Consider the following 18,039-nt stretch of genomic DNA (forward strand, 5'->3'; position numbering starts at 1 on the left):
GCACCCCTTTCGTAGGAGGGGGGTGCCGGGCAGCGGCGTTCTCGGGGTTACTCGGGGGCGACCGGCTCGCAGCCGTACTTGGCGGCCATGGCGTTGGCCCAGGCGCGGAAGGCGGTGGCTTGGATGGACAGGGAATTGGGGAGCGCGGACCCGAAGGCCTGCAGGGTGAGAGTGCCACTCGCGCAGGGAGCGACCACCATGCTGCCGTTACCGGTGCCCCGCCAGCCGTCCGGCAGTGCTGCCGGCGGCTTGTCGTCGAGCTGGACGGCGAAGGCCGGGTAGCGGGTGTCCAGGGTGGCGGTGAACTCGTAGAGCGGCTGCTGCCGGATACCGGAGTGGACCCAGCAGCTCTGGACCGGTGCCGCGCCGCTGCTGATGTCCTGCCGGGTCCCGGGCGGGAGCTTGGTGACGGGACTGGCCCCCGGGACCCCGCAGAGCGGTCCGTCGTCGATCGGCTGTCCGATCTGTTCGCCGCCGGTCAGGTGGACGTCGGGGACCGCTGCCGATCCGCAGCCGGAGCGGCGGGCGACCGCTGCGGCGAAGTCGGCGGCAAGCCGGGCCAGGTCCTGCCGTGCCTCGGGCGACGCGGTCCGGTCGGCGCGGGCGAAACGGTAGGGGTCGGCCTCCTTGTCGCGGACCACGTCCACGGCGACCGCGTCGGCGTCCCGCTTCGGGTAGTTGTTGGTGTCCTTGGTGTCCAGCCGGCAGCCCGGCTCCATCAGCAGCCAGCCGCGGGTGTTGCCGAACGCGCCGACCGGCCCCCGGTCCGGCTGGGACATCGTCGGGTCGGCCCGCAGGGAAGGCTCGGCGATCTCGGCCGCCCTGGTGCGCAGGTGGATCTCGGCGACGTACTTGCCGCCGCGCTCGAGGCTGATCGCGCAGTAGGCGTCCGGGTCGTTGCGGTTGGTCGACACGTTGCTGGCGGCGACCACGATCTTGCCGCTGCCGAGGATCCGTTCGGCGTCCTTCGCCGCGACGACGCCGTCGCAGAGACGGTCCGGGAGGAACAGGTTGGTGTACTGCCAGGTCGCGAAGCCGCCCGCGCCGAGGGCGAGGACCAGGACGCCCACGACGACGAACCAGGTCCGTCGGGAGAGCCTCACTGCTGACCGTTCCTTCCGAGGGCGCTCATCGCGTTCGCGTGGCCGCTGGTGTGGCCGAGCGCGATGTTGGAGTAGACCAGGTCGGTCTGCCGGCCGGTGGTGTCGCCGTTGGCCTGCCCCCAGCCCCTGGCCATTTCCTTGCTCTGGTTCAGGGCGGCGAAGTGCGCGTCCGAGGCCTCCTTGTTGCCCGCGTCCTGGGCGTCCTTCTTGACGTCGTCCGCCCACTTCTCGATACCCAGGTCCACCAGGCTGCCCGCGACATCGCCGACCTCCGGGATGAAGCCGGTGACGGGGCCGGCGGCCGCCGAGGCGAGCGAGCTGGTCTTGTCGGCCCACTCCATCCGGTCGTCCTTGTTGTCGAGGATGACGTCGGTGCGGATCGCGTCGTAGGCGCCGAGCGCCGTGCCGATGCGCTGGGCCGGGAGGTCGACGGCGCTGCGGTCCGCGTGCGGGTCGGCGGGCAGGCCACCGATGAGTTCGGCGGTCTTGGCCCGTTCGGAGCTGTAGAGCAGGGCGTAGGCCTCGGGCTCGTCCGAGACGCCGCGCAGGACGCGGGTGAGGCTGTCGGCGCCGCCGTTGAGGTGGCCGGCGCCGTTCTCCTCGCGGATTCCGCCGCCACCGCTGCCGACGTGGTCGCTGAGGATCTGGTGCGTGTCGTCCACGTAGTCCGACAGTGCGTTGGCCAGCGGCATCTTCAGGTCGTCGTGGATCTCGCTGCCCTTGCCGTCCCCGTCCAGCGCGTCGATCGCGCCCTGCATCACCCGGGCCTGGGCCGGGGTGTGCGGCCCGCCGGTGTGGGTGCCGTCGCCGGGGACGTCGCCGGTGGCGGCGGCCTCCAGGGCGGCGGCGAGGCCGTCCTGGTGGGTGGTCTTGTCGGTGATCGGCGCGCTGTACAGCGTGTTGGTGTACGTGGTGGGCCACTCGCGGTCGCGCAGCAGGTACTTGAGGCGGTCCTCGGCCCCGGGCGACTTCGGGTCCAGGAACATGGTGGCGGCGTCCGGGTTCTGGCCCATCAGCTTGAGCACGCCGTCCACGGGGTCGTACACCAGGTCCGGGCGCGGGCCGTTGAACTGGTGCGCCGACCAGCGGTTCTTGTCGGCGCGCTCGGCGGCGAGGACGTCGGTGCCGAGGTCGTTCAGGAACTCCTTGCCGTACCCGGCGTTGCCGTGCTGGAGCAGGGTGGCGAGGGTCTGGTAGCCGTAGATCGGTTCGGTCTTGCCGCCGAAGTGCCGGGCGTTGATGTTCTTGACGCCGGCTTCCTGGAGGCCCTTGCGGAAGTCCTGGTAGAACTTCGTGTTCGGGTCCCTGGTGGCGCCGGCGATGGTGTTGGCGAGGTTGGTCTGCAGCTCGCCGTACTCGCCCTTGAGCTTGCCGTCCCGGTCGTTGAGCCGGACCTCCAGCTCGTCGGCGAGCAGCAGGGTGCCCTCGGGCCCGAGGGCGTTGAGCAGGGTCTGGCCGTAGACGGGGCTGCCGGAGTCGGCCTTCATCAGGTTGTTGAGCTCGGCGAGCTCCTCCGGGCTGAGGGTCTTGCCGTCCTTGAGCCGGGCCGCGAGTTCGGCGGCGCGCCTGCCGTCCGCCTCGTCGCCGCCGCCGACCGCCTGGCCGTTGAACTGGTCCAGCGGGTCGCCCACCTTGGCGGCGCGGCGCAGTTGGAGGGCGGCGCGCTGGTCGGCGGCGGTCGCCTCCTCCAGGAAGATCGTGATCTTCCGCGACCACTGGCCGGCGGCCTCGTGCCGGGACTGCTGGTAGTCCGGGTCGTGGTGGTAGTAGTCGCGCTCCTCCTTGGAGAGGGCGCCGACGTCGAACAGGACGTTGCCGGTGCCGGTCACCTTCATGCCGTCGGCCTGGGCGTCGGTGACGGCCTGCTTCAGCTTCTTCTGCGCCGACTCGAAGTCGCCCTGGGCGTCCTTGATGATCGAGGCGACGGCCTTGGCCTCGGTCTGCGCGTCGACGCTCTGCTGCCGGGTCATGCTGATGTGCAGGTTGGCCGCGGAGGCGGTCGAGCCGAACCACAGGTTCTGGCCGCCGGTGACCGGGAGCACCTCGGTCTCCAGCCGCTGCTGGACGCCCTGGTACTTGCGGGCCATCTCGGTCCAGTCGGCGACGGCCTTGGCCATCGCGGACGGGTCCGCCTTCATCACGTCCTCGAAGCCGAGCAGGCTCATCCGACCGCACCGTTCCCGGCGAACGGCGTGCCGTTCCCGCCGAACGACGAGGCGATGCCGTGTTCGACGTTCAGGTAGTTGGTGTGGGTCTGCCGCATCATCCCGGCCTCCTGGTTGAGGCGGCCGTTGAGCTGCGACACCTGCTCGTGCCATTCCTTGACCGCGCCGCGCAGGGCGGCGGCGGTGTCCCAGCCGCTCAGCTTGCCGGCGGCGGCCTCGGTCGACTCGTCGGCGGTCTTCCCGGCCGCGGTGCTGTCGGTCGCGATGCCGTCGAGCGCGGTGGCCGCTTTGTCCAGCGCGCCCGTCGACACCTTGGTGGGCCCCCCGCCCGGTCCCTGGCCCAGCTTCAGGTCCGGATCCGCCATCACTTCTCCCCGTTGTGGTCCACCGCGGCCGGAGACCGGCCGTTCGCGAATTTTCACGGGACGTTAGCACGCCAAATCCCGCCGCCCGCAAGGCGCGAGCGGCCGCGACCGCCCCCCGGTCAGCCCTCCTGGTCGCAGGCGCCGATGGCGCGGCCGGCCTCCTGCGAGGCGCGCTGGGCGTCGTGGGCGCGGATGGCGTCGACGATGCCGTCGTGGCCGACGTAGCGCTCGGGGACGATCTCGGGGCCGACGTCGTGGCGCAGCAGGGCGCGGGTGACCTCGCCGAGGTCGGCGTAGAGGGCGTCGAGCACGTCGTTGTGGGCGACGGCGACCACGGTCTGGTGGAAGGCGGCGTCGGCCTGGACGAAGTCCTCGGCGTTGCCGGAGTGCCAGGCGTCGTCGCGGCGGGCCAGGGCGGCGTCGAGGAGGTCGAGGTCGCGGTCGGTGCGGCGGCCGGCGGCGAGGCCGGCGGCGGCGGTCTCCAGGGCGGTGCGCAGTTCGGCGACCTGGGCCCGGTCGGCGTCGGCGAAGCGGCGGTGCATCACTCCGGCGAGTTCGCTGGCGGCGAGGACGTAGGTGCCGGAGCCCTGGCGGATGTCGAGCAGTCCGTTGTGGGCGAGGGCGCGGACGGCCTCGCGCACGGTGTTGCGGGCCACGCCCAGCTGTTCGACCAGGGCGGCCTCGGTGGGGATGCGCGAGCCGACGGGCCACTCCCCGGAGGTGATCTGCGCGCGGAGCTGGTCGATCACCTGGTCGGACAGCGGGGTGCGCCTCGGCGAGGACAGCGCCACGGGGGACTCCTTGGGTCGGGTGGGTCGGGCCATCATGCCAATTCGAGGATGCGCTAATTCATCCCATCATTCTATGATGGCCCGCATGTCGTCCGCAGCAGACACCGCAGATCCCGTCACCGCTTCCTCCCGGGTCGACCCCCGGGCCGACCCCCGGGCCGGCGCCAGGCCGCAGACCGAGCGGCCCGCTCCGCCCAGAAGTCGCCACCTCGGCTGGCTGTTCGCCCTCGCGATCGCCGCCGCCGCGTTCAACCTCCGCCCGGTGGTCACCAGCCTCGGGCCGCTGCTGGACCAGGTCCGCACCGACCTCGGGATGAGCCCGACCGTCGCGGGCCTGCTCACGGCCGTCCCCTCGCTCTGCTTCGCCCTGTTCGGCTTCGCCGCGCCCGGGCTGGCCCGGCGGCTCGGCCCGGTCGCGGTGGTCACCGCGGGCATGGGCGCGATCACCGCGGGCGTGCTGGCCCGCTCCTTCGCCGGGAGCACGGCGGTCTTCCTGCTGCTCACCGCGCTCGCGCTGGCCGGTGTGGCGGTCTCCAACGTGCTGATCCCGGTGGTGATCAAGCGGTACTTCCCGGAGAAGGTCGGGCCGATGATCGGCCTCTACTCGATGGCGCTCTCGGCCGGCACCGCGCTGGCCGCCGCCGTCACCGTCCCGCTGACCAAGGGGCTCGGCGGCGACTGGCGGCTCGGCCTCGGGGTCTGGGCCGGGCTCGGCGCCGTCGCCCTGCTGCTCTGGATCCCGGTGCTGCTGGGCCGGCGGCGTGAGTCCGCCGGCGCGGCGGCCGGCGCGCCGGACACCGTGCGGCTGCCGATCACCCGCAGCCGCACCGCCTGGGCGCTGGCGATCTTCTTCGGCTTCCAGGCCACCGGCGCGTACGTGGTGATGGGCTGGCTGCCGACGATCTTCCAGGACGCCGGCGTCTCCTCGGGCACCTCGGGAGTGCTGCTGGCGCTGACCATGGTGATCGGCGTGCCGGTCTCCTTCGTGCTGCCCAACCTGGCCGCCCGGCGCGGTGACCAGCGGCTCTTCGTGGTGGTCCTGGCGGCCTTCGGCATCGCCGGCTACACCGGGCTGGCGCTGGCCCCGGCCGGCGCGCCGTGGCTGTGGGCGGTCCTGGTGGGCCTGTCGAACTGCGCCTTCCCGCTGGTGCTGACCATGATCGGCCTGCGGGCCAGGACGGCCGGCGGGGTGGCCCAGCTGTCGGCCTTCGCCCAGGGGGTCGGCTACCTGATCTCGATCCCCGGCCCGATCCTGATCGGCCGGCTCTACCAGGCCACCGGCGAGTGGTACCTGCCGCTCGGCTTCCTGGCGGTGCTGCTGGTGCCGCAGATGCTGTTCGGCCTGCGGGCGGCCCGGGCCCGGCACATCGAGGACGAGGCGGTGGCGACGGCCTCCGGGGGCGTCGCGGCCTGACGCCGGGAGAGAGCGGGGCCGGCGGGGGAGAACGGGTCCCGGTGGGGGACGGGTGTGTCCGGGGTGGGAGAATCCGGGCATGCCCGTTCTCGAACCGAACCCCACCGACGGCCACAAGAAGCTCGGCCAGCTCGCCGCGATCATCGGCGGCATCGTCGTCCTGCTGGTGATCGTCGCGATCGTCGCCCGGAACATCGGCTGACCGCCGGGGGACACCTCGGTGAACCCCGCATGATGGCACTCCCCGACGCCGGGGGTGGCGCCATCGGGCAGCATCGCGCCCGCGGCCGGCTTTTCTGCCAAGCTTGCTGGGTATGAGCGCAGACACGCCCCGCAGGATCATCGTTCTCCGCCATGCCAAGGCCGACTGGCCGGACGGCGTCGACGACCACGAGCGGCCGCTGGCCGACCGGGGCCGCCACCAGGCCCCGGAATCCGGCCGCTGGCTCGCCGATTCCGGCATCAACCCCGACTACGTGCTCTGCTCCACCGCCCTGCGCACCCGGGAGACGTGGAAGCTCGCCGCGCACGAGCTGCCGAAGCGGGCCTGGCGGACCGTCTACGAGGACCGGGTCTACGACGCCAGCCCCGGCGAGATCATCACCGTCCTCCAGGAGACCCCGGAGGAGTACGCCGACCTGGTCCTGGTGGGCCACAACCCGGGGGTGCTGGGCCTGACCCAGGTGCTGGCCGGCGACGAGGGCGACCGGGAGGCGCTGGAGCGGCTGCGGCTGGGCGGCTTCCCGACCGCGGCCGTCGCGGTGCTCAGCTTCTCCGGCTCGTGGAAGAACGTCGAACCGGGTGTGGCGCGGCTGGTCTCGTACTTCACGCCGCAGGACTGAGCGGCAGCGGCCCGGACCGACGACGAGGGGCGCGCGGACCAGGTCCGCGCGCCCCTCGGTGCGTCCGGTCGGCCCCGCGCGCTGCAGTACCTCGCGCGCGCCGGCTTCCGGGCGGTCAGTCCCGCGCGCCGGCCTCCGGGCGGTCCAGGACGTCCACCACGTCGGCCGCCTCGACCTCCTCGCGGGTGATCCCGAGCAGGTACAGCACGGTGTCCAGGAACGGCACGTTCACCGCGGTGTCCGCCGCCTCCCGCACCACCGGCTTGGCGTTGAACGCCACGCCCAGCCCGGCCGCGTTCAGCATGTCCAGGTCGTTGGCACCGTCGCCGATCGCCACCGTCTGCTCCAGCGGCACCTTGGCCTGCTCGGCGAACCGCTTCAGCCAGCGCGCCTTGCCCGCCCGGTCGACGATCTCGCCGACCACCCGGCCGGTGAACTTCCCGTCCACCACCTCCAGGGTGTTCGCCGCCGCGTAGTCCAGGCCCAGCTGCTCCACCAGGTGGTCGGTGACCTGGGTGAAGCCGCCGGACACCACCGCGACCTGGAAGCCCAGCCGCTGCAGGGTGCGGATCAGGGTGCGGGCGCCCGGCGTGAACCGGACCTCCGCGCGCACCTTCTCGGTCACCGCGGCGTCCAGCCCGGCCAGCAGCGCCACCCGGGCGTGCAGCGACTCCGCGAAGTCCAGCTCGCCGCGCATCGCCGCGGCCGTCACCTCGGCGACCTCCTGCTCGCAGCCCGCGTGGGCGGCGAACAGCTCGATCACCTCGTCCTGGATCAGCGTCGAGTCGACGTCCATGACGATCAGCCGCTTGGCCCGCCGCTCCAGCCCGGCCGCCACCACCGCGACGTCCACCCGCTGGGTGGCCGCCTCCTGGGCCAGCTCGGCCCGCAGCCGGTCGGTGGCCACACCGGAGACGGCCAGTTCGACGGCGGTCACCGGGTACTTGGCGAGCCGGAAGACCCGGTCGATGTTGCCGTCCGCGGCCGTGATCCGCGCGGTGAGCGCGGCGACGGCGGAGGCGGTCAGCGGGTGGCCCAGCACGGTGACGTGGGAGCGGCCCTCGCGGCGCGGCCGGTTGTCGCCGATCCCGGAGATGATCTCGGCCTGGAGCTTCTGCTCCTCGGCCCAGCGGTGCACCACGGCCCGCAGGTCGCCCTCGGCGCCCCGCACGGCGGGGGCGGACACCAGGGCGCACAGCGTTATCCGGCCACGGGTGACCACCTGCTCGATGTCGACGACCTCGACGCCGAACCCGGCCAGGGTGGCGAAGAGCCCGGCGGTGATGCCGGGGCGGTCCTTGCCGAACACCTTGACGAGCAGGGTGCGCCCGTCCTCGGTCCGGGGCTGCGGGGCGGGGAACGGCTCGGCGGCCAAGGGCGATGCGTTCATGGTGCGTCCCACGCTACCCGGAGCCGGAGGCCGCGACGGCACCCGTCCGGTTCGTGGACGAGCCCGCCGGTCCTTCGTGGACGAGCCCGCCGTCCGGCCGGACCGGGTCGTACAAGGGCGGTCCGTGATTCGTTGCCGCCTGGTCACAGTCCGCGGGGGCGGCTTTCACCCGCGGCCGACGGGCTGGAATGATTCCCCCGTCAGATTCACGATCATTTCGCCCCACCTGGCCGGGGCGCACCATCGGGGGAACCGAGAGAGCGGGGCAGGCGAGAGTGCCGCAACTCGTCATCGAGATCAACGGACAGCAGCGGGTCATGGAACCCGGGCGGTCCTACACCATCGGTCGCAATCCGCAGTCGGACTTCCAGTTCGACGACGCGCGGGTGTCCTGGCAGCACGCCACCATCTCCTTCAACGGGGCGGGTTGGCAGCTGGACGACCACGGCAGCACCAACGGCACGTACACGGGCGGTGCCCGCACCATGCAGGCCCAGCTGTTCCCGGGGGCCGTGGTCAACCTCGGCAACGCCGAGAACGGCCCCCGGCTCGCGTTCTCCGCGCCGGCCGCCCAGCAGGCCGCCCAGCCGGCCTGGCACGAGGCCGCGACCAGCCGGAGCGCCGCCCCGCAGCAGCAGTGGCAGCCCCCGGCGGCGCAGCAGCAGCCCTACCCGCAGCAGCAGCAGTGGCAGCCGCAGGACCAGCCGCAGCCGCAGGTCCAGCCGCAGCACTTCCCGCAGCAGCAGGGCTTCCCGGGGCAGCACGCCCCGCAGGGGTTCCCGCAGCAGGCGCCCGCCCCCCACGACGGCGGCCCGCAGCCGACGGTCATCCGCAACCTGACCGCCGGCATGAACACCATGCGGATCGGTCGTGCGCTGGACAACGACATCGTCGTCTCCGACCTCCAGGTCTCCCGCCACCACGCCGAGCTGCGCCAGCTGCCCGACGGCCGGTACGAGATCGTCGACCTCGGCAGCCACAACGGCATCTTCCTCAACGGCCTGCGGGTCGAGCGCCAGCTGATCGGTCCGCAGGACCGGCTGACGGTCGGCCACTCCAGCTTCGTGCTGGTCGGCGACCAGCTGCAGGAGTTCGTCGACACCGGCGCCGTCTCCTTCTCCGCCCGCCACCTGACCGTCGAGGTCGACTTCAAGGGCGGCAAGAAGGTCCTGCTCAACGACGTCAGCTTCGGCGTCCCGGAGAAGTCCCTGGTCGCCGTCATCGGCCCGTCCGGCTCCGGCAAGTCGACCCTGCTGCGCGCCCTCACCGGCTACCGCCCGGCCGACCGCGGCGACGTCCTCTACGACGGCCGCAACCTCTACAAGCAGTTCGCCGAGCTGCGCTCGCGCATCGGCCTGGTGCCGCAGTCGGAGATCCTGCACAAGGAACTGACCGTCCGCACCGGCCTCAAGTACGCGGCCCGGCTGCGCTTCCCCGGCGACACCGAGCCGCGCGAGCGCGAGGCGCGGATCGACGAGGTGCTCTACGAGCTGCGGCTCGACAAGCGCGCGGACAACCGGATCACCGCGCTCTCCGGCGGCCAGCAGAAGCGCGTCTCGGTGGCGCTGGAGCTGCTCACCAAGCCCTCGCTGATCTTCCTGGACGAGCCCACCTCGGGCCTCGACCCGGGCATGGACCGCGAGGTCATGCAGATGCTGCGCGGCCTCGCCGACGACGGCCGCACGATCCTGGTCGTCACCCACTCGGTGGCCGAACTCGCGCTCTGCGACCGGCTGCTGGTGATGGCGCCGGGCGGTTCGGTGGCCTACTTCGGCCCGCCGGACGAGGCGCTGCACTTCTTCGGGTACGAGACCTGGGCCGATGTCTTCCAGGCCTTCGAGAACTACCCGGACCACGACTGGGCCGGCCGCTACCGCAGCTCGGTGCACCACCAGCAGTACTCGGCGGACGTGGAGTCCGGCGCCGTGCAGTCCGCGCAGATCGTCCAGGAGGCGGTCCGCCCGCCGAAGCCGCAGAGCTGGGGCTCGCAGCTGTGGACGCTGATCCGCCGCTACGCCTCGGTGCTCGCCTCCGACCGGGGCTTCCTGGCGCTGTCGGTGCTGCTGCCGGCGGTGCTCGGCGCGGTCAGCGTGCTGATCCCCAACGAACCGGGGCTGGCGCCGAACCCCAAGTCGCAGCTCGGCCTCAACAGCGGCGCCGCGACGATCATGCTGATCCTGGCGATCGGCGCCTGTTTCTCCGGCGCGGCGAACTCGGTCCGCGAGCTGATCAAGGAACGGGCGATCTACGAACGGGAACGGGCCACCGGCCTGTCCCGCTCGGCGTACATGATGTCCAAGATCATCGTGCTGGGCTTCTTCAGCGTGATCCAGGGCGCGATCATCTCCGCGGTCGGCTTCCTGCCGCGCAAGCTGCCCGCGCACGGACTGGTGATCAAGGACCTGCCGATCCTGGAGATGAGCTTCGGCCTGATCCTGCTGAGCTTCGCCTCGATGATGTTCGGCCTGGTGATCTCCGCGCTGGTCAAGACCGCCGAGAAGACCATGCCGCTGCTGGTGATGTTCGCGATCATCCAGGTCGTCTTCACCGGCTGCCTGTTCCAGATCTTCTCCAAGCCCGGCCTGGAGCAGTTCGCCTGGCTGATGCCGGCCCGCTGGGGCACCGGCATGGTCGCCACCACGCTCGACCTGTCGCACCTGCTCGGACCCTGGAACAAGGACTTCCAGAACCCCGAGTACGACGCGCTCTGGGGCCACAACTCGGGCCAGTTCTGGGTCGACGCCGGGGTGCTGATCCTGATGTCCGTCGTCCTCGGCATCATCGTCACCCGCCTCCAGCGTCGTCACGAGCCCGAGGTCATGCAGAAGGGCTGACGCCCGGCACCGCCACCAGCACGGGGGCGGCCCACCCCGACCGGGGAGGGCCGCCCCCGCGGCGTTCCCCGCCCCTGTTCCCGGCCCCGTCCGGTGGCCCTCGTCCGGCGCGGTCCGCAGGGCACGACCTAGGTCGCTGGACCTGCGTCCCGCCCGGCCGGGGACCGACGCGCGGGCCCCGCGGACGGCGGTAGGTTGGCGTCATGCCCACCGTGCCAAGCGACCACCGGCACGCCGGACTGCTGCCCGCCGACCGGATCCCGGTCGGCCCGCCGCCGGACGGCACCCTGCCCGCCTGCGAACCCTGCCTGGCCGGCATCGAGGCCGTCAGCCAGGCCCTGCTCGGGATGAGCCGCCACCTGGAGGTCCGTGAGGTCCTGCGCCGGATCACCGCCTCCGCCCGCCGGCTGCTCGGCGCCGAGTACGCCGCCCTCGGGGTCCCCGACGACCACGGCGGCTTCGCCCAGTTCGTCGTCGACGGTGTCACCGACGAGCAGTGGCGGGCGATCGGACCGCTGCCCCGCCAGCACGGCGTGCTCGCCGCGATGCTCCACGAGACCGGCCCGATCAGGCTCGACGACGTCCGCCGCGCCCCCGCCTTCGGCGGCTGGCCCGAGGCCCACCCCCAACTCGGCGCCTTCCTCGGCATGCCCATCGTCGACGCCGACGCCGACGAGGACCGCGACGAGGACGAGGACGAGGACGGACCCGAGGTGCTCGGCGTCATCTACCTCGCCAACAAGCGCGGCGGCGGCGGCTTCACCGACCACGACGAGGAACTGCTGCGGATACTGGCCGCGCACGCCGCGCTGGCCCTCACCAACGCCCGCCTCTACGAGCGCAGCCGCGAACTCACCCTGGCCGGCGAGCGCGCCCGGATCGCCCACGACCTGCACGACGCCGTCTCGCAGAAGCTCTTCTCGCTGCGCCTCACCGCCAAGGCCGCCGCCAAGCTCGTCGACCGCGACCCGGCCCGCGCCCGCGCCGAACTCGCCGAGGTCGCCCGGCTCGCCGCCGAGGCCGCCGACGAACTGCGCGCCGTCGTCGTCGAACTGCGCCCCGCCGCGCTGGAGGAGGACGGCCTGAGCGCCACCCTGGCCTCCCAGGTGCAGGTCCTCGACCGCGCCCACACCGCCGACATCGCCTTCGCCGCCGACCGCGTCCGCGCCCTCCCGCAGGCCCAGGAGGCCGCCCTGCTGCGGGTCGCCCAGGAGGCCCTGCACAACGCGCTGCGCCACTCCGGCGCCGGCCGCGTCACCGTCACCCTGGCCGGAACGCCCGAACGCGGCGCCGTGCTGCGGATCAGCGACAACGGCCGGGGCTTCGACCCCGGCGCCGTCCGACGGGCCGGCCGCCACCTCGGCCTGGCCTCGATGCGCGACCGCGCCGCCGCCGTCGGCGGCCGGCTCACCCTGGACTCGGCCCCCGGAACGGGCACGATCGTCGAGATGGAGGTCCCCGGTGCCTGACACCCTGTCCGCGATCCGCGTCCTGCTGGTCGACGACCACCAGGTCGTCCGCCGCGGCCTGCGCACCTTCCTGGAGGTGCAGGACGACATCGAGGTGGTCGGCGAGGCCGCCGACGGCGCCGAAGGCGTCGAGCGGGCCCGGGCGCTCGACCCCGACGTGGTCCTGATGGACCTCAAGATGCCCGGCGTCGACGGCATCGAGGCGCTGCGCACGCTCAAGGAGGAGGGCAGCCGGGCCCGGATCCTCATCGTCACCAGCTTCACCGAGCACCGCACCATGGTCCCCGCGCTGCGGGCCGGGGCCGCCGGCTACGTCTACAAGGACGTCGACCCGGAGGCACTGGCCGGGGCGATCCGCTCGGTCCACGCCGGCCATGTGCTGCTCCAGCCGGAGCTGGCCGAGGCACTGCTCGCCGACGACGGCCCCCGCCCCCCGCAGGGCCGCGGCGGCACCCTCACCGAGCGCGAGCGCGAGGTGCTCGGCCACATCTCCGACGGCCGCTCCAACCGGGAGATCGCGCGCAGTCTGCACCTGTCCGAGAAGACGGTGAAGACCCACGTCTCCAACATCCTGATGAAGCTGGACCTCGCCGACCGCACCCAGGCCGCGCTCTGGGCCGTCCGGCACGGCGAGACCCGCTAGTCCGGAGCCGCGGCTCCCGCCGTGTCACGGCTCCCGCCCGCGTTACGGCTCCCGCTCGTCCACCAGCGCGTTGTACGCCGCCACCTGGGCCCGGCGGGCGGTGCGCCACAGCGGCGCCAGCGCCTCCTGCCGGGCCGCCATCTCGGAGGCGCTCACCGCCGCGCCGTGGCCGCCCGAGGCGATCGACAGCAGCGCCGCCACCTGCCGGGCCGACTCCAGCACCCGCACCGCGCGCGGGGGGTAACCGGGCGCGAGCAGCTCGGCGTGCCCGCGCCGCCGGTACGCCTCCAGGGCCCGCAGCGCCTCCGGTCCGGCCCCGGCCACGTCCAGCCGGGTCAGCAGCACGGTGGCCCGGCGCAGCCCGTCGGCCAGCTCGAACTCGGCCTCGTGCAGCGAGGGCACGTCGGCCGGCGGCGCGTCGTTCACCTCGGCGCAGCGCCACAGCACGGTCGCCGACCGGTCCCCGGGCGGGCCGAACACCTCCACCTCGGGCACCAGCCCCAGCGGCACCCCCACCGCCAGCACGGCCTCCCCGGCCGCCAGCGCGCGGGTGTTGAACGGCGCCGGGCCGGTCAGGCCCAGCGGGTGCCCGGCCGACGGCAGGGCGAGCCGCAGGCCCTTCACCCCGAGCACCCGCAGCCGTCCCAGCGCCCAGGTGAGCCCGTGCCGCTCGTCCGGGGCGTCCCCGGGCAGACCGGTCACCCGGTGGCTCTCGTCGGCCCCCAGGACCGCCGCGGCGGCGTTGTCGGGCGGCACCAGTCCGGCCAGCAGAGCGTTGCCCCAGGCGGCCAGCCGCCCCGAACGGGGCTCTTCGTACGGATTGTCGGCAGGTGTGGCGAGCATCCGGCCAGCCTACGGAATCGGCGGACACCCGGGTGGCGTAGGTTTGCCCATGCGCGTGCGCCGCACCCGTTCCGTGCCCACCGGCCGCAGGGACGGGACGCCGCCCGCACCGACGGCCGTATATCTGTTTTTGGGGAAGGCATAGGCATGAGCGACGTGCTGGAGCTGGTGGACGTTTCCGTGGTCCGGGAGGGGCGCGCGCTGGTCGACCAGGTCTCGTGGTCCATCTCCGAGGGCGAGCGCTGGGTCATCCTCGGCCCGAACGGCGCGGGCAAGACCACCCTGCTGCAGATCGCCTCCTCGTACCTGTTCCCGACCTCCGGCAAGGTCAGCGTCCTCGGCGAGAAGCTCGGCGAGATCGACGTCTTCGAGCTCCGCTCGCGGATCGGCCTGGCCGGCGCGGCCATGTTCGACAAGCTGCCCGCCGAGCAGACCGTGCTGCAGACGGTGCTCACCGCCGCGTACGGCATGACCGTCACCTGGCAGGAGTCCTACGAGCAGTTCGACGAGTCCCGCGCGCTCGCCCTGCTCGACCGCCTCGGCATGGCCGGGATGACCGACCGCCGCTTCGGCACCCTCTCCGAGGGCGAGCGCAAGCGCACCCTGATCGCCCGCGCCCTGATGACCGACCCCGAGCTGCTGCTGCTCGACGAGCCCGCCGCCGGCCTGGACCTCGGCGGCCGCGAGGACCTCGTCCGCCGCCTCGGCGCCCTGGCCCAGGACGAGTTCGCGCCGGCCATGGCGATGGTCACCCACCACGTCGAGGAGATCGCCCCCGGCTTCACCCACGTCCTGATGATCCGCCAGGGCAAGGTGCTCACTGCCGGACCGATCGACACCGAGCTCACGGCCCGCAACCTCTCCAAGTGCTTCGGCCTGCCGCTGACCCTGGAGCGCCACGGCGACCGCTGGTCCGCCCAGGGCCTGCCGCTCGGCTGAACCGGCCCGGACCGGCACCGGTCCGGGCGGGTCCGCGTCGGCCCGGGCGGGTCCTTCCGGGGTCCGGCCGGGACGCCACTGAACTCCGCTGAACTCGGCCGAACCGGAACCGGTCGCACGTGCGACCGGTTTCCGCCCCTCCACCTGCGGGAACTGACCGCCCCATAGGCCCTTTCCTCCCTAGGATGGACACGTGGACAGCTGGATCTGGTGGCTCCTGGTCGCCGTCGGCCTCGGCATACCGTTGGTGATCACCACGATGCCGGAGCTCGCGATGTTCGCCGTCGGCGCGCTCTTCGCGGCCGGCGTCGCCGGTCTGGGTGCCGACGTGGTGTGGCAGGTGCTGACCTTCGTCGCGGTCTCGGTCGCGCAACTGGTCGTCGTCCGCCCGATCGCCTACCGGGCACTGCGGAAGGGCCCGCAGATCAGAATGGGCATCGAGGCGCTCAAGGGCGCCACCGCGGTCGTCGCGGAGAAGGTCGACGGGGAGGGCGGTCGGATCAAGCTCAACGGTGAGATCTGGTCGGCCCGCGCGCTCCACCCCGAGCAGGTGTACCAGCCGGGTGAGCAGGTCGACGTCGTCGAAATCCAGGGCGCGACCGCCCTGGTCGTCTAGGGGAGAGTCAGTGGAACCCGTCCTTATCGTCCTGGTCGTCCTGGTCGTGGTGGCCTTCATCGCGCTGATCAAGACGATTCAGGTCATCCCGCAGGCCAGCGCCGCGATCGTGGAGCGCTTCGGCCGCTACACCCGGACGCTCAACGCCGGCCTGAACATCGTGGTCCCGTTCATCGACCGGGTCCGCAACCGGATCGACCTGCGCGAGCAGGTCGTGCCGTTCCCGCCGCAGCCGGTGATCACCCAGGACAACCTGGTGGTCAACATCGACACGGTGATCTACTACCAGGTCACCGACGCGCGGGCGGCCACCTACGAGGTCGCCAGCTACATCCAGGCGATCGAGCAGCTCACCGTCACCACGCTGCGCAACATCATCGGCTCGATGGACCTCGAATCCACCCTGACCTCGCGCGAGGTCATCAACGCCGGCCTGCGCGGCGTCCTCGACGAGGCCACCGGCAAGTGGGGCATCCGCGTCAACCGCGTCGAGCTGAAGGCCATCGAGCCGCCGACCTCCATCCAGGACTCGATGGAGAAGCAGATGCGCGCCGAGCGGGACAAGCGCGCCGCGATCCTCACCGCCGAGGGCAACCGGCAGTCCCAGATCCTGCGCGCCGAGGGCGAGAAGCAGGCCGAGGTCCTCAAGGCCGAGGGTGAGGCCCAGGCCGCCGTGCTCCGCGCCGACGGTGAGGCCGCCGCCATCCGGACCGTCTTCGAGGCGATCCACGAGGGCGACGCGGACCAGAAGCTGCTGGCCTACCAGTACCTGCAGACCCTGCCCGAGCTGGCCAAGGGCGACGCCAACAAGCTCTGGATCATCCCGAGCGAGATCGGTGACGCGCTCAAGGGCATCGGCGGCGCCTTCACCGGGGTGACCGGCAACGGCGGTGCCAATGGCAGCGCGATGGCCGTCCCCACCGGGGCCCCGGCCGCCCCGCCCGCCGCCACCCAGGTGCCGATCGACCCGGCCGCCGGCCCGCGCCCGCTGGACACCGACACCAAGGGTTCCGCCCGCCCCCGGATCGACCCGCTCCGGGAGTACCGCAAGAACGACCCCGAGCAGTAGGCCGCCGAGCCTCCCGGCTCCACCGAGGGCCCGCCTCCCGTACCGCACGGGGGCGGGCCCTCGGGCGTGTTCGCGCCCGGTGTGTCCTACGTCCCGAATCCTGGGCGAGGCTGGTACCGGTGCCCGTCCGTCCGGCATGATCACGGCGACAGGACCCCAACGGGAGGTGGCTCATGACGGTCTGGGAGGCGATCGCCGTCCTGGTGGCGGGCGTCGGCGCGGGGATGATCAATGTGATCGTCGGCTCCGGCACCCTCATCACCTTCCCCGTGCTGCTCGCCGTCGGCCTCCCGCCGGTCACCGCCAACGTCTCCAACTCCTTCGGCCTGGTCCCCGGTTCGGCCAGCGGTGTGCTCGGCTACCGGCGCGAGCTGGTCGGCCAGGGCGCCCGGCTCGCCCGCTTCGGCACCGCCTCCCTGCTCGGCGGCGTCCTCGGCGCCTACCTGCTGATCGAACTGCCCAGCGCCGCCTTCGACGCGATCGTCCCGGTGCTGATCCTGCTCGCCCTGGTCCTCGTGGTGCTGCAACCCCGGGTCGCCAAGGCGGTCGCGGCCCGCCGCCGCCCCGACGGCGACCCGCACGGCGGCCCGCTGCTGCTCGTCGGCATCTTCCTCACCGGTGTCTACGGCGGCTACTTCGGCGCGGCGCAGGGCGTCCTGCTGCTGGCCCTGATGGGCATGATGCTCCAGGAGGACCTGCAGCGGATCAACGGGGTGAAGAACGCCCTCGCGATGATCGTCAACGGTGTCGCGGCGCTGTTCTTCCTCTTCACCTCGACCGTGAACTGGACCGCCGCCGGACTGATCGCGGTCGGCTCGCTGGTCGGCGGCATGGTCGGCGCCAAGGTGGGCCGCCGCCTCCCGCCGCAGGCGCTGCGCGCCGTCATCGTCGTCGTCGGCCTGGCGGCGATCGTCAAGCTGCTCGCCACCTGATCCGGAGGGACCCCCGGCACGGCCCCGGAAATGCGCCCGATCTGCGAGCGCTGCGAGGTGTCGCCGACCCCGGACGGTCCGGCCTTCTATATGTTCCTGGGAGTGCGCGTCCTGCGGGCCGTGCACCGAGGAGATGGCCGGCGCCGGCCCGAACCGCGGCGGCGAGCCGGTCGCCCGTCCCCGACGGACGGGAGGACGACCGACCGGCCGCCGGCGACAGGACAGGAGAGCCGATGAGCCGTGAACGGCTGACCGAGGACGCGATCACCGCCGGACTGGCGGGACTGCCGCACTGGACGCGCGAGGGCGACAGCATCGTCCGGACCGCCGACGCCCCCGACTTCCCGGCCGGGATCCGGGTCGTGGCGGCGGTGGCGGAGGCGGCCGAGGCGATGGACCACCACCCGGACATCGACATCCGCTGGCGCACCCTGCGCTTCGTCCTCTCCACCCACAGCGCCGGGGGCCTCACCGCCCTCGACCTCGACCTCGCCGCCCGGATCGACGCCGCGCTCGCCGCCGAGTCCGCCCGGTAGGCCGGAACCACGGTGCGGTCGGGCCCGTCCGACCGCACCGGAATCGTCCGCTCCGCCCCGCTCCGGGGCCGTGAGATGCTGACTGCCG

Annotated in this window: 18 protein-coding genes; 12 read left to right on the forward strand and 6 right to left on the reverse strand. The window is 72.8% G+C overall.

Going from position 1 to position 18,039, the window contains the following annotated elements; genetic code table 11:
- Nucleotides 1–47: 47 nt before the first annotated feature.
- The 4 genes from ACW14Y_RS29800 to ACW14Y_RS29815 form a co-directional block, all read right to left on the reverse strand.
- The gene (locus ACW14Y_RS29800) at nt 48–1,103 is read right to left on the reverse strand and encodes a hypothetical protein (RefSeq protein ID WP_456983972.1); all 1,056 of its coding nucleotides are present in this window, start codon (nt 1,101–1,103) and stop codon (nt 48–50) included.
- Nucleotides 1,100–3,268, reverse strand: a complete 2,169-nt coding sequence (locus ACW14Y_RS29805) for a DUF6571 family protein (protein ID WP_456983973.1) — start codon at nt 3,266–3,268, stop codon at nt 1,100–1,102. Before ACW14Y_RS29805 ends, ACW14Y_RS29800 begins: the two co-directional genes overlap by 4 nt.
- A complete protein-coding gene (locus ACW14Y_RS29810) occupies nt 3,265–3,633 on the reverse strand; it encodes a WXG100 family type VII secretion target (protein ID WP_380312350.1) in 369 nt (122 codons plus the stop codon). The genes ACW14Y_RS29805 and ACW14Y_RS29810 overlap by 4 nt, the downstream gene beginning before the upstream one ends.
- A 119-nt stretch (nt 3,634–3,752) precedes the next feature.
- Nucleotides 3,753–4,424 carry a FadR/GntR family transcriptional regulator gene (locus ACW14Y_RS29815; protein ID WP_456983974.1) on the reverse strand — a complete coding sequence of 224 codons (672 nt, stop codon included), beginning with the start codon at nt 4,422–4,424 and terminating at the stop codon, nt 3,753–3,755.
- Nucleotides 4,425–4,509: 85 nt separating this feature from the next.
- Here ACW14Y_RS29815 and ACW14Y_RS29820 point away from each other — a divergent pair, with 85 nt between their 5' ends.
- The 3 genes from ACW14Y_RS29820 (at nt 4,510) to ACW14Y_RS29830 (ending at nt 6,680) form a co-directional block, all read left to right on the forward strand.
- Nucleotides 4,510–5,838: a CynX/NimT family MFS transporter gene (locus ACW14Y_RS29820; RefSeq protein ID WP_456983976.1), complete on the forward strand. Its 1,329-nt coding sequence runs from the start codon at nt 4,510–4,512 to the stop codon at nt 5,836–5,838.
- 79 nt (nt 5,839–5,917) lie between these two features.
- Nucleotides 5,918–6,040 carry an SGM_5486 family transporter-associated protein gene (locus tag ACW14Y_RS29825; RefSeq protein ID WP_266274030.1) on the forward strand — a complete coding sequence of 41 codons (123 nt, stop codon included), beginning with the start codon at nt 5,918–5,920 and terminating at the stop codon, nt 6,038–6,040.
- A gap of 112 nt (nt 6,041–6,152) precedes the next feature.
- Entirely contained in the window at nt 6,153–6,680 is a 528-nt protein-coding gene (locus ACW14Y_RS29830; RefSeq protein WP_380312358.1) for a SixA phosphatase family protein, read from the forward strand.
- Between the two features lie 115 nt (nt 6,681–6,795).
- On the opposite strand, the gene serB is transcribed toward ACW14Y_RS29830, so the two are convergent.
- Nucleotides 6,796–8,070: a phosphoserine phosphatase SerB gene (gene serB / locus ACW14Y_RS29835; protein WP_380310214.1), complete on the reverse strand. Its 1,275-nt coding sequence runs from the start codon at nt 8,068–8,070 to the stop codon at nt 6,796–6,798.
- Between the two features lie 275 nt (nt 8,071–8,345).
- Here serB and ACW14Y_RS29840 point away from each other — a divergent pair, with 275 nt between their 5' ends.
- The 3 genes from ACW14Y_RS29840 to ACW14Y_RS29850 all read left to right on the forward strand — a co-directional run bounded on the left by ACW14Y_RS29840 (nt 8,346) and on the right by ACW14Y_RS29850 (nt 13,016).
- A complete protein-coding gene (locus tag ACW14Y_RS29840) occupies nt 8,346–10,904 on the forward strand; it encodes an FHA domain-containing protein (protein ID WP_456983979.1) in 2,559 nt (852 codons plus the stop codon).
- Between the two features lie 347 nt (nt 10,905–11,251).
- Entirely contained in the window at nt 11,252–12,373 is a 1,122-nt protein-coding gene (locus tag ACW14Y_RS29845; protein ID WP_380310230.1) for a GAF domain-containing sensor histidine kinase, read from the forward strand.
- Complete coding sequence (locus ACW14Y_RS29850) at nt 12,366–13,016, forward strand: response regulator (protein WP_173862035.1); 651 nt, start codon at nt 12,366–12,368, stop codon at nt 13,014–13,016. Before ACW14Y_RS29845 ends, ACW14Y_RS29850 begins: the two co-directional genes overlap by 8 nt.
- A 42-nt stretch (nt 13,017–13,058) precedes the next feature.
- On the opposite strand, the gene ACW14Y_RS29855 is transcribed toward ACW14Y_RS29850, so the two are convergent.
- Nucleotides 13,059–13,859 carry a hypothetical protein gene (locus ACW14Y_RS29855; protein WP_380310219.1) on the reverse strand — a complete coding sequence of 267 codons (801 nt, stop codon included), beginning with the start codon at nt 13,857–13,859 and terminating at the stop codon, nt 13,059–13,061.
- A gap of 147 nt (nt 13,860–14,006) precedes the next feature.
- On the opposite strand from ACW14Y_RS29855, the gene ACW14Y_RS29860 reads away from it, so the two are divergent.
- The 6 genes from ACW14Y_RS29860 to ACW14Y_RS29885 all read left to right on the forward strand — a co-directional run bounded on the left by ACW14Y_RS29860 (nt 14,007) and on the right by ACW14Y_RS29885 (nt 17,951).
- Complete coding sequence (locus ACW14Y_RS29860) at nt 14,007–14,798, forward strand: ABC transporter ATP-binding protein (protein WP_030398243.1); 792 nt, start codon at nt 14,007–14,009, stop codon at nt 14,796–14,798.
- A gap of 193 nt (nt 14,799–14,991) precedes the next feature.
- Entirely contained in the window at nt 14,992–15,414 is a 423-nt protein-coding gene (locus ACW14Y_RS29865) for an NfeD family protein (protein ID WP_030398242.1), read from the forward strand.
- 10 nt (nt 15,415–15,424) lie between these two features.
- Nucleotides 15,425–16,483 (forward strand): SPFH domain-containing protein, encoded by a 1,059-nt coding sequence (locus tag ACW14Y_RS29870; RefSeq protein ID WP_380310221.1) that lies wholly within the window; start codon nt 15,425–15,427, stop codon nt 16,481–16,483.
- Between the two features lie 173 nt (nt 16,484–16,656).
- Nucleotides 16,657–17,415: a sulfite exporter TauE/SafE family protein gene (locus tag ACW14Y_RS29875; RefSeq protein ID WP_043478652.1), complete on the forward strand. Its 759-nt coding sequence runs from the start codon at nt 16,657–16,659 to the stop codon at nt 17,413–17,415.
- Nucleotides 17,416–17,503: 88 nt separating this feature from the next.
- Nucleotides 17,504–17,659 (forward strand): DUF1272 domain-containing protein, encoded by a 156-nt coding sequence (locus tag ACW14Y_RS29880; RefSeq protein WP_456988284.1) that lies wholly within the window; start codon nt 17,504–17,506, stop codon nt 17,657–17,659.
- A complete protein-coding gene (locus ACW14Y_RS29885; RefSeq protein ID WP_380310225.1) occupies nt 17,649–17,951 on the forward strand; it encodes a 4a-hydroxytetrahydrobiopterin dehydratase in 303 nt (100 codons plus the stop codon). The genes ACW14Y_RS29880 and ACW14Y_RS29885 overlap by 11 nt, the downstream gene beginning before the upstream one ends.
- The last annotated feature ends 88 nt before the right edge of the window (nt 17,952–18,039 follow it).

The sequence above is a fragment of the Kitasatospora sp. cg17-2 genome, from assembly GCF_054031055.1.

Coding starts and splice junctions, on each gene's coding strand:
- ACW14Y_RS29805 (WP_456983973.1), bottom strand. CDS start 3,268: ATGAGCCTGCTCGGCTTCGAGGACGTGATGAAGGCGGACCCGTCCGCG.
- ACW14Y_RS29810 (WP_380312350.1), bottom strand. CDS start 3,633: ATGGCGGATCCGGACCTGAAGCTGGGCCAGGGACCGGGCGGGGGGCCC.
- ACW14Y_RS29820 (WP_456983976.1), top strand. CDS start 4,510: ATGTCGTCCGCAGCAGACACCGCAGATCCCGTCACCGCTTCCTCCCGG.
- ACW14Y_RS29825 (WP_266274030.1), top strand. CDS start 5,918: ATGCCCGTTCTCGAACCGAACCCCACCGACGGCCACAAGAAGCTCGGC.
- ACW14Y_RS29830 (WP_380312358.1), top strand. CDS start 6,153: ATGAGCGCAGACACGCCCCGCAGGATCATCGTTCTCCGCCATGCCAAG.
- serB (WP_380310214.1), bottom strand. CDS start 8,070: ATGAACGCATCGCCCTTGGCCGCCGAGCCGTTCCCCGCCCCGCAGCCC.
- ACW14Y_RS29845 (WP_380310230.1), top strand. CDS start 11,252: ATGAGCCGCCACCTGGAGGTCCGTGAGGTCCTGCGCCGGATCACCGCC.
- ACW14Y_RS29855 (WP_380310219.1), bottom strand. CDS start 13,859: ATGCTCGCCACACCTGCCGACAATCCGTACGAAGAGCCCCGTTCGGGG.
- ACW14Y_RS29860 (WP_030398243.1), top strand. CDS start 14,007: ATGAGCGACGTGCTGGAGCTGGTGGACGTTTCCGTGGTCCGGGAGGGG.
- ACW14Y_RS29875 (WP_043478652.1), top strand. CDS start 16,657: ATGACGGTCTGGGAGGCGATCGCCGTCCTGGTGGCGGGCGTCGGCGCG.
- ACW14Y_RS29885 (WP_380310225.1), top strand. CDS start 17,649: ATGAGCCGTGAACGGCTGACCGAGGACGCGATCACCGCCGGACTGGCG.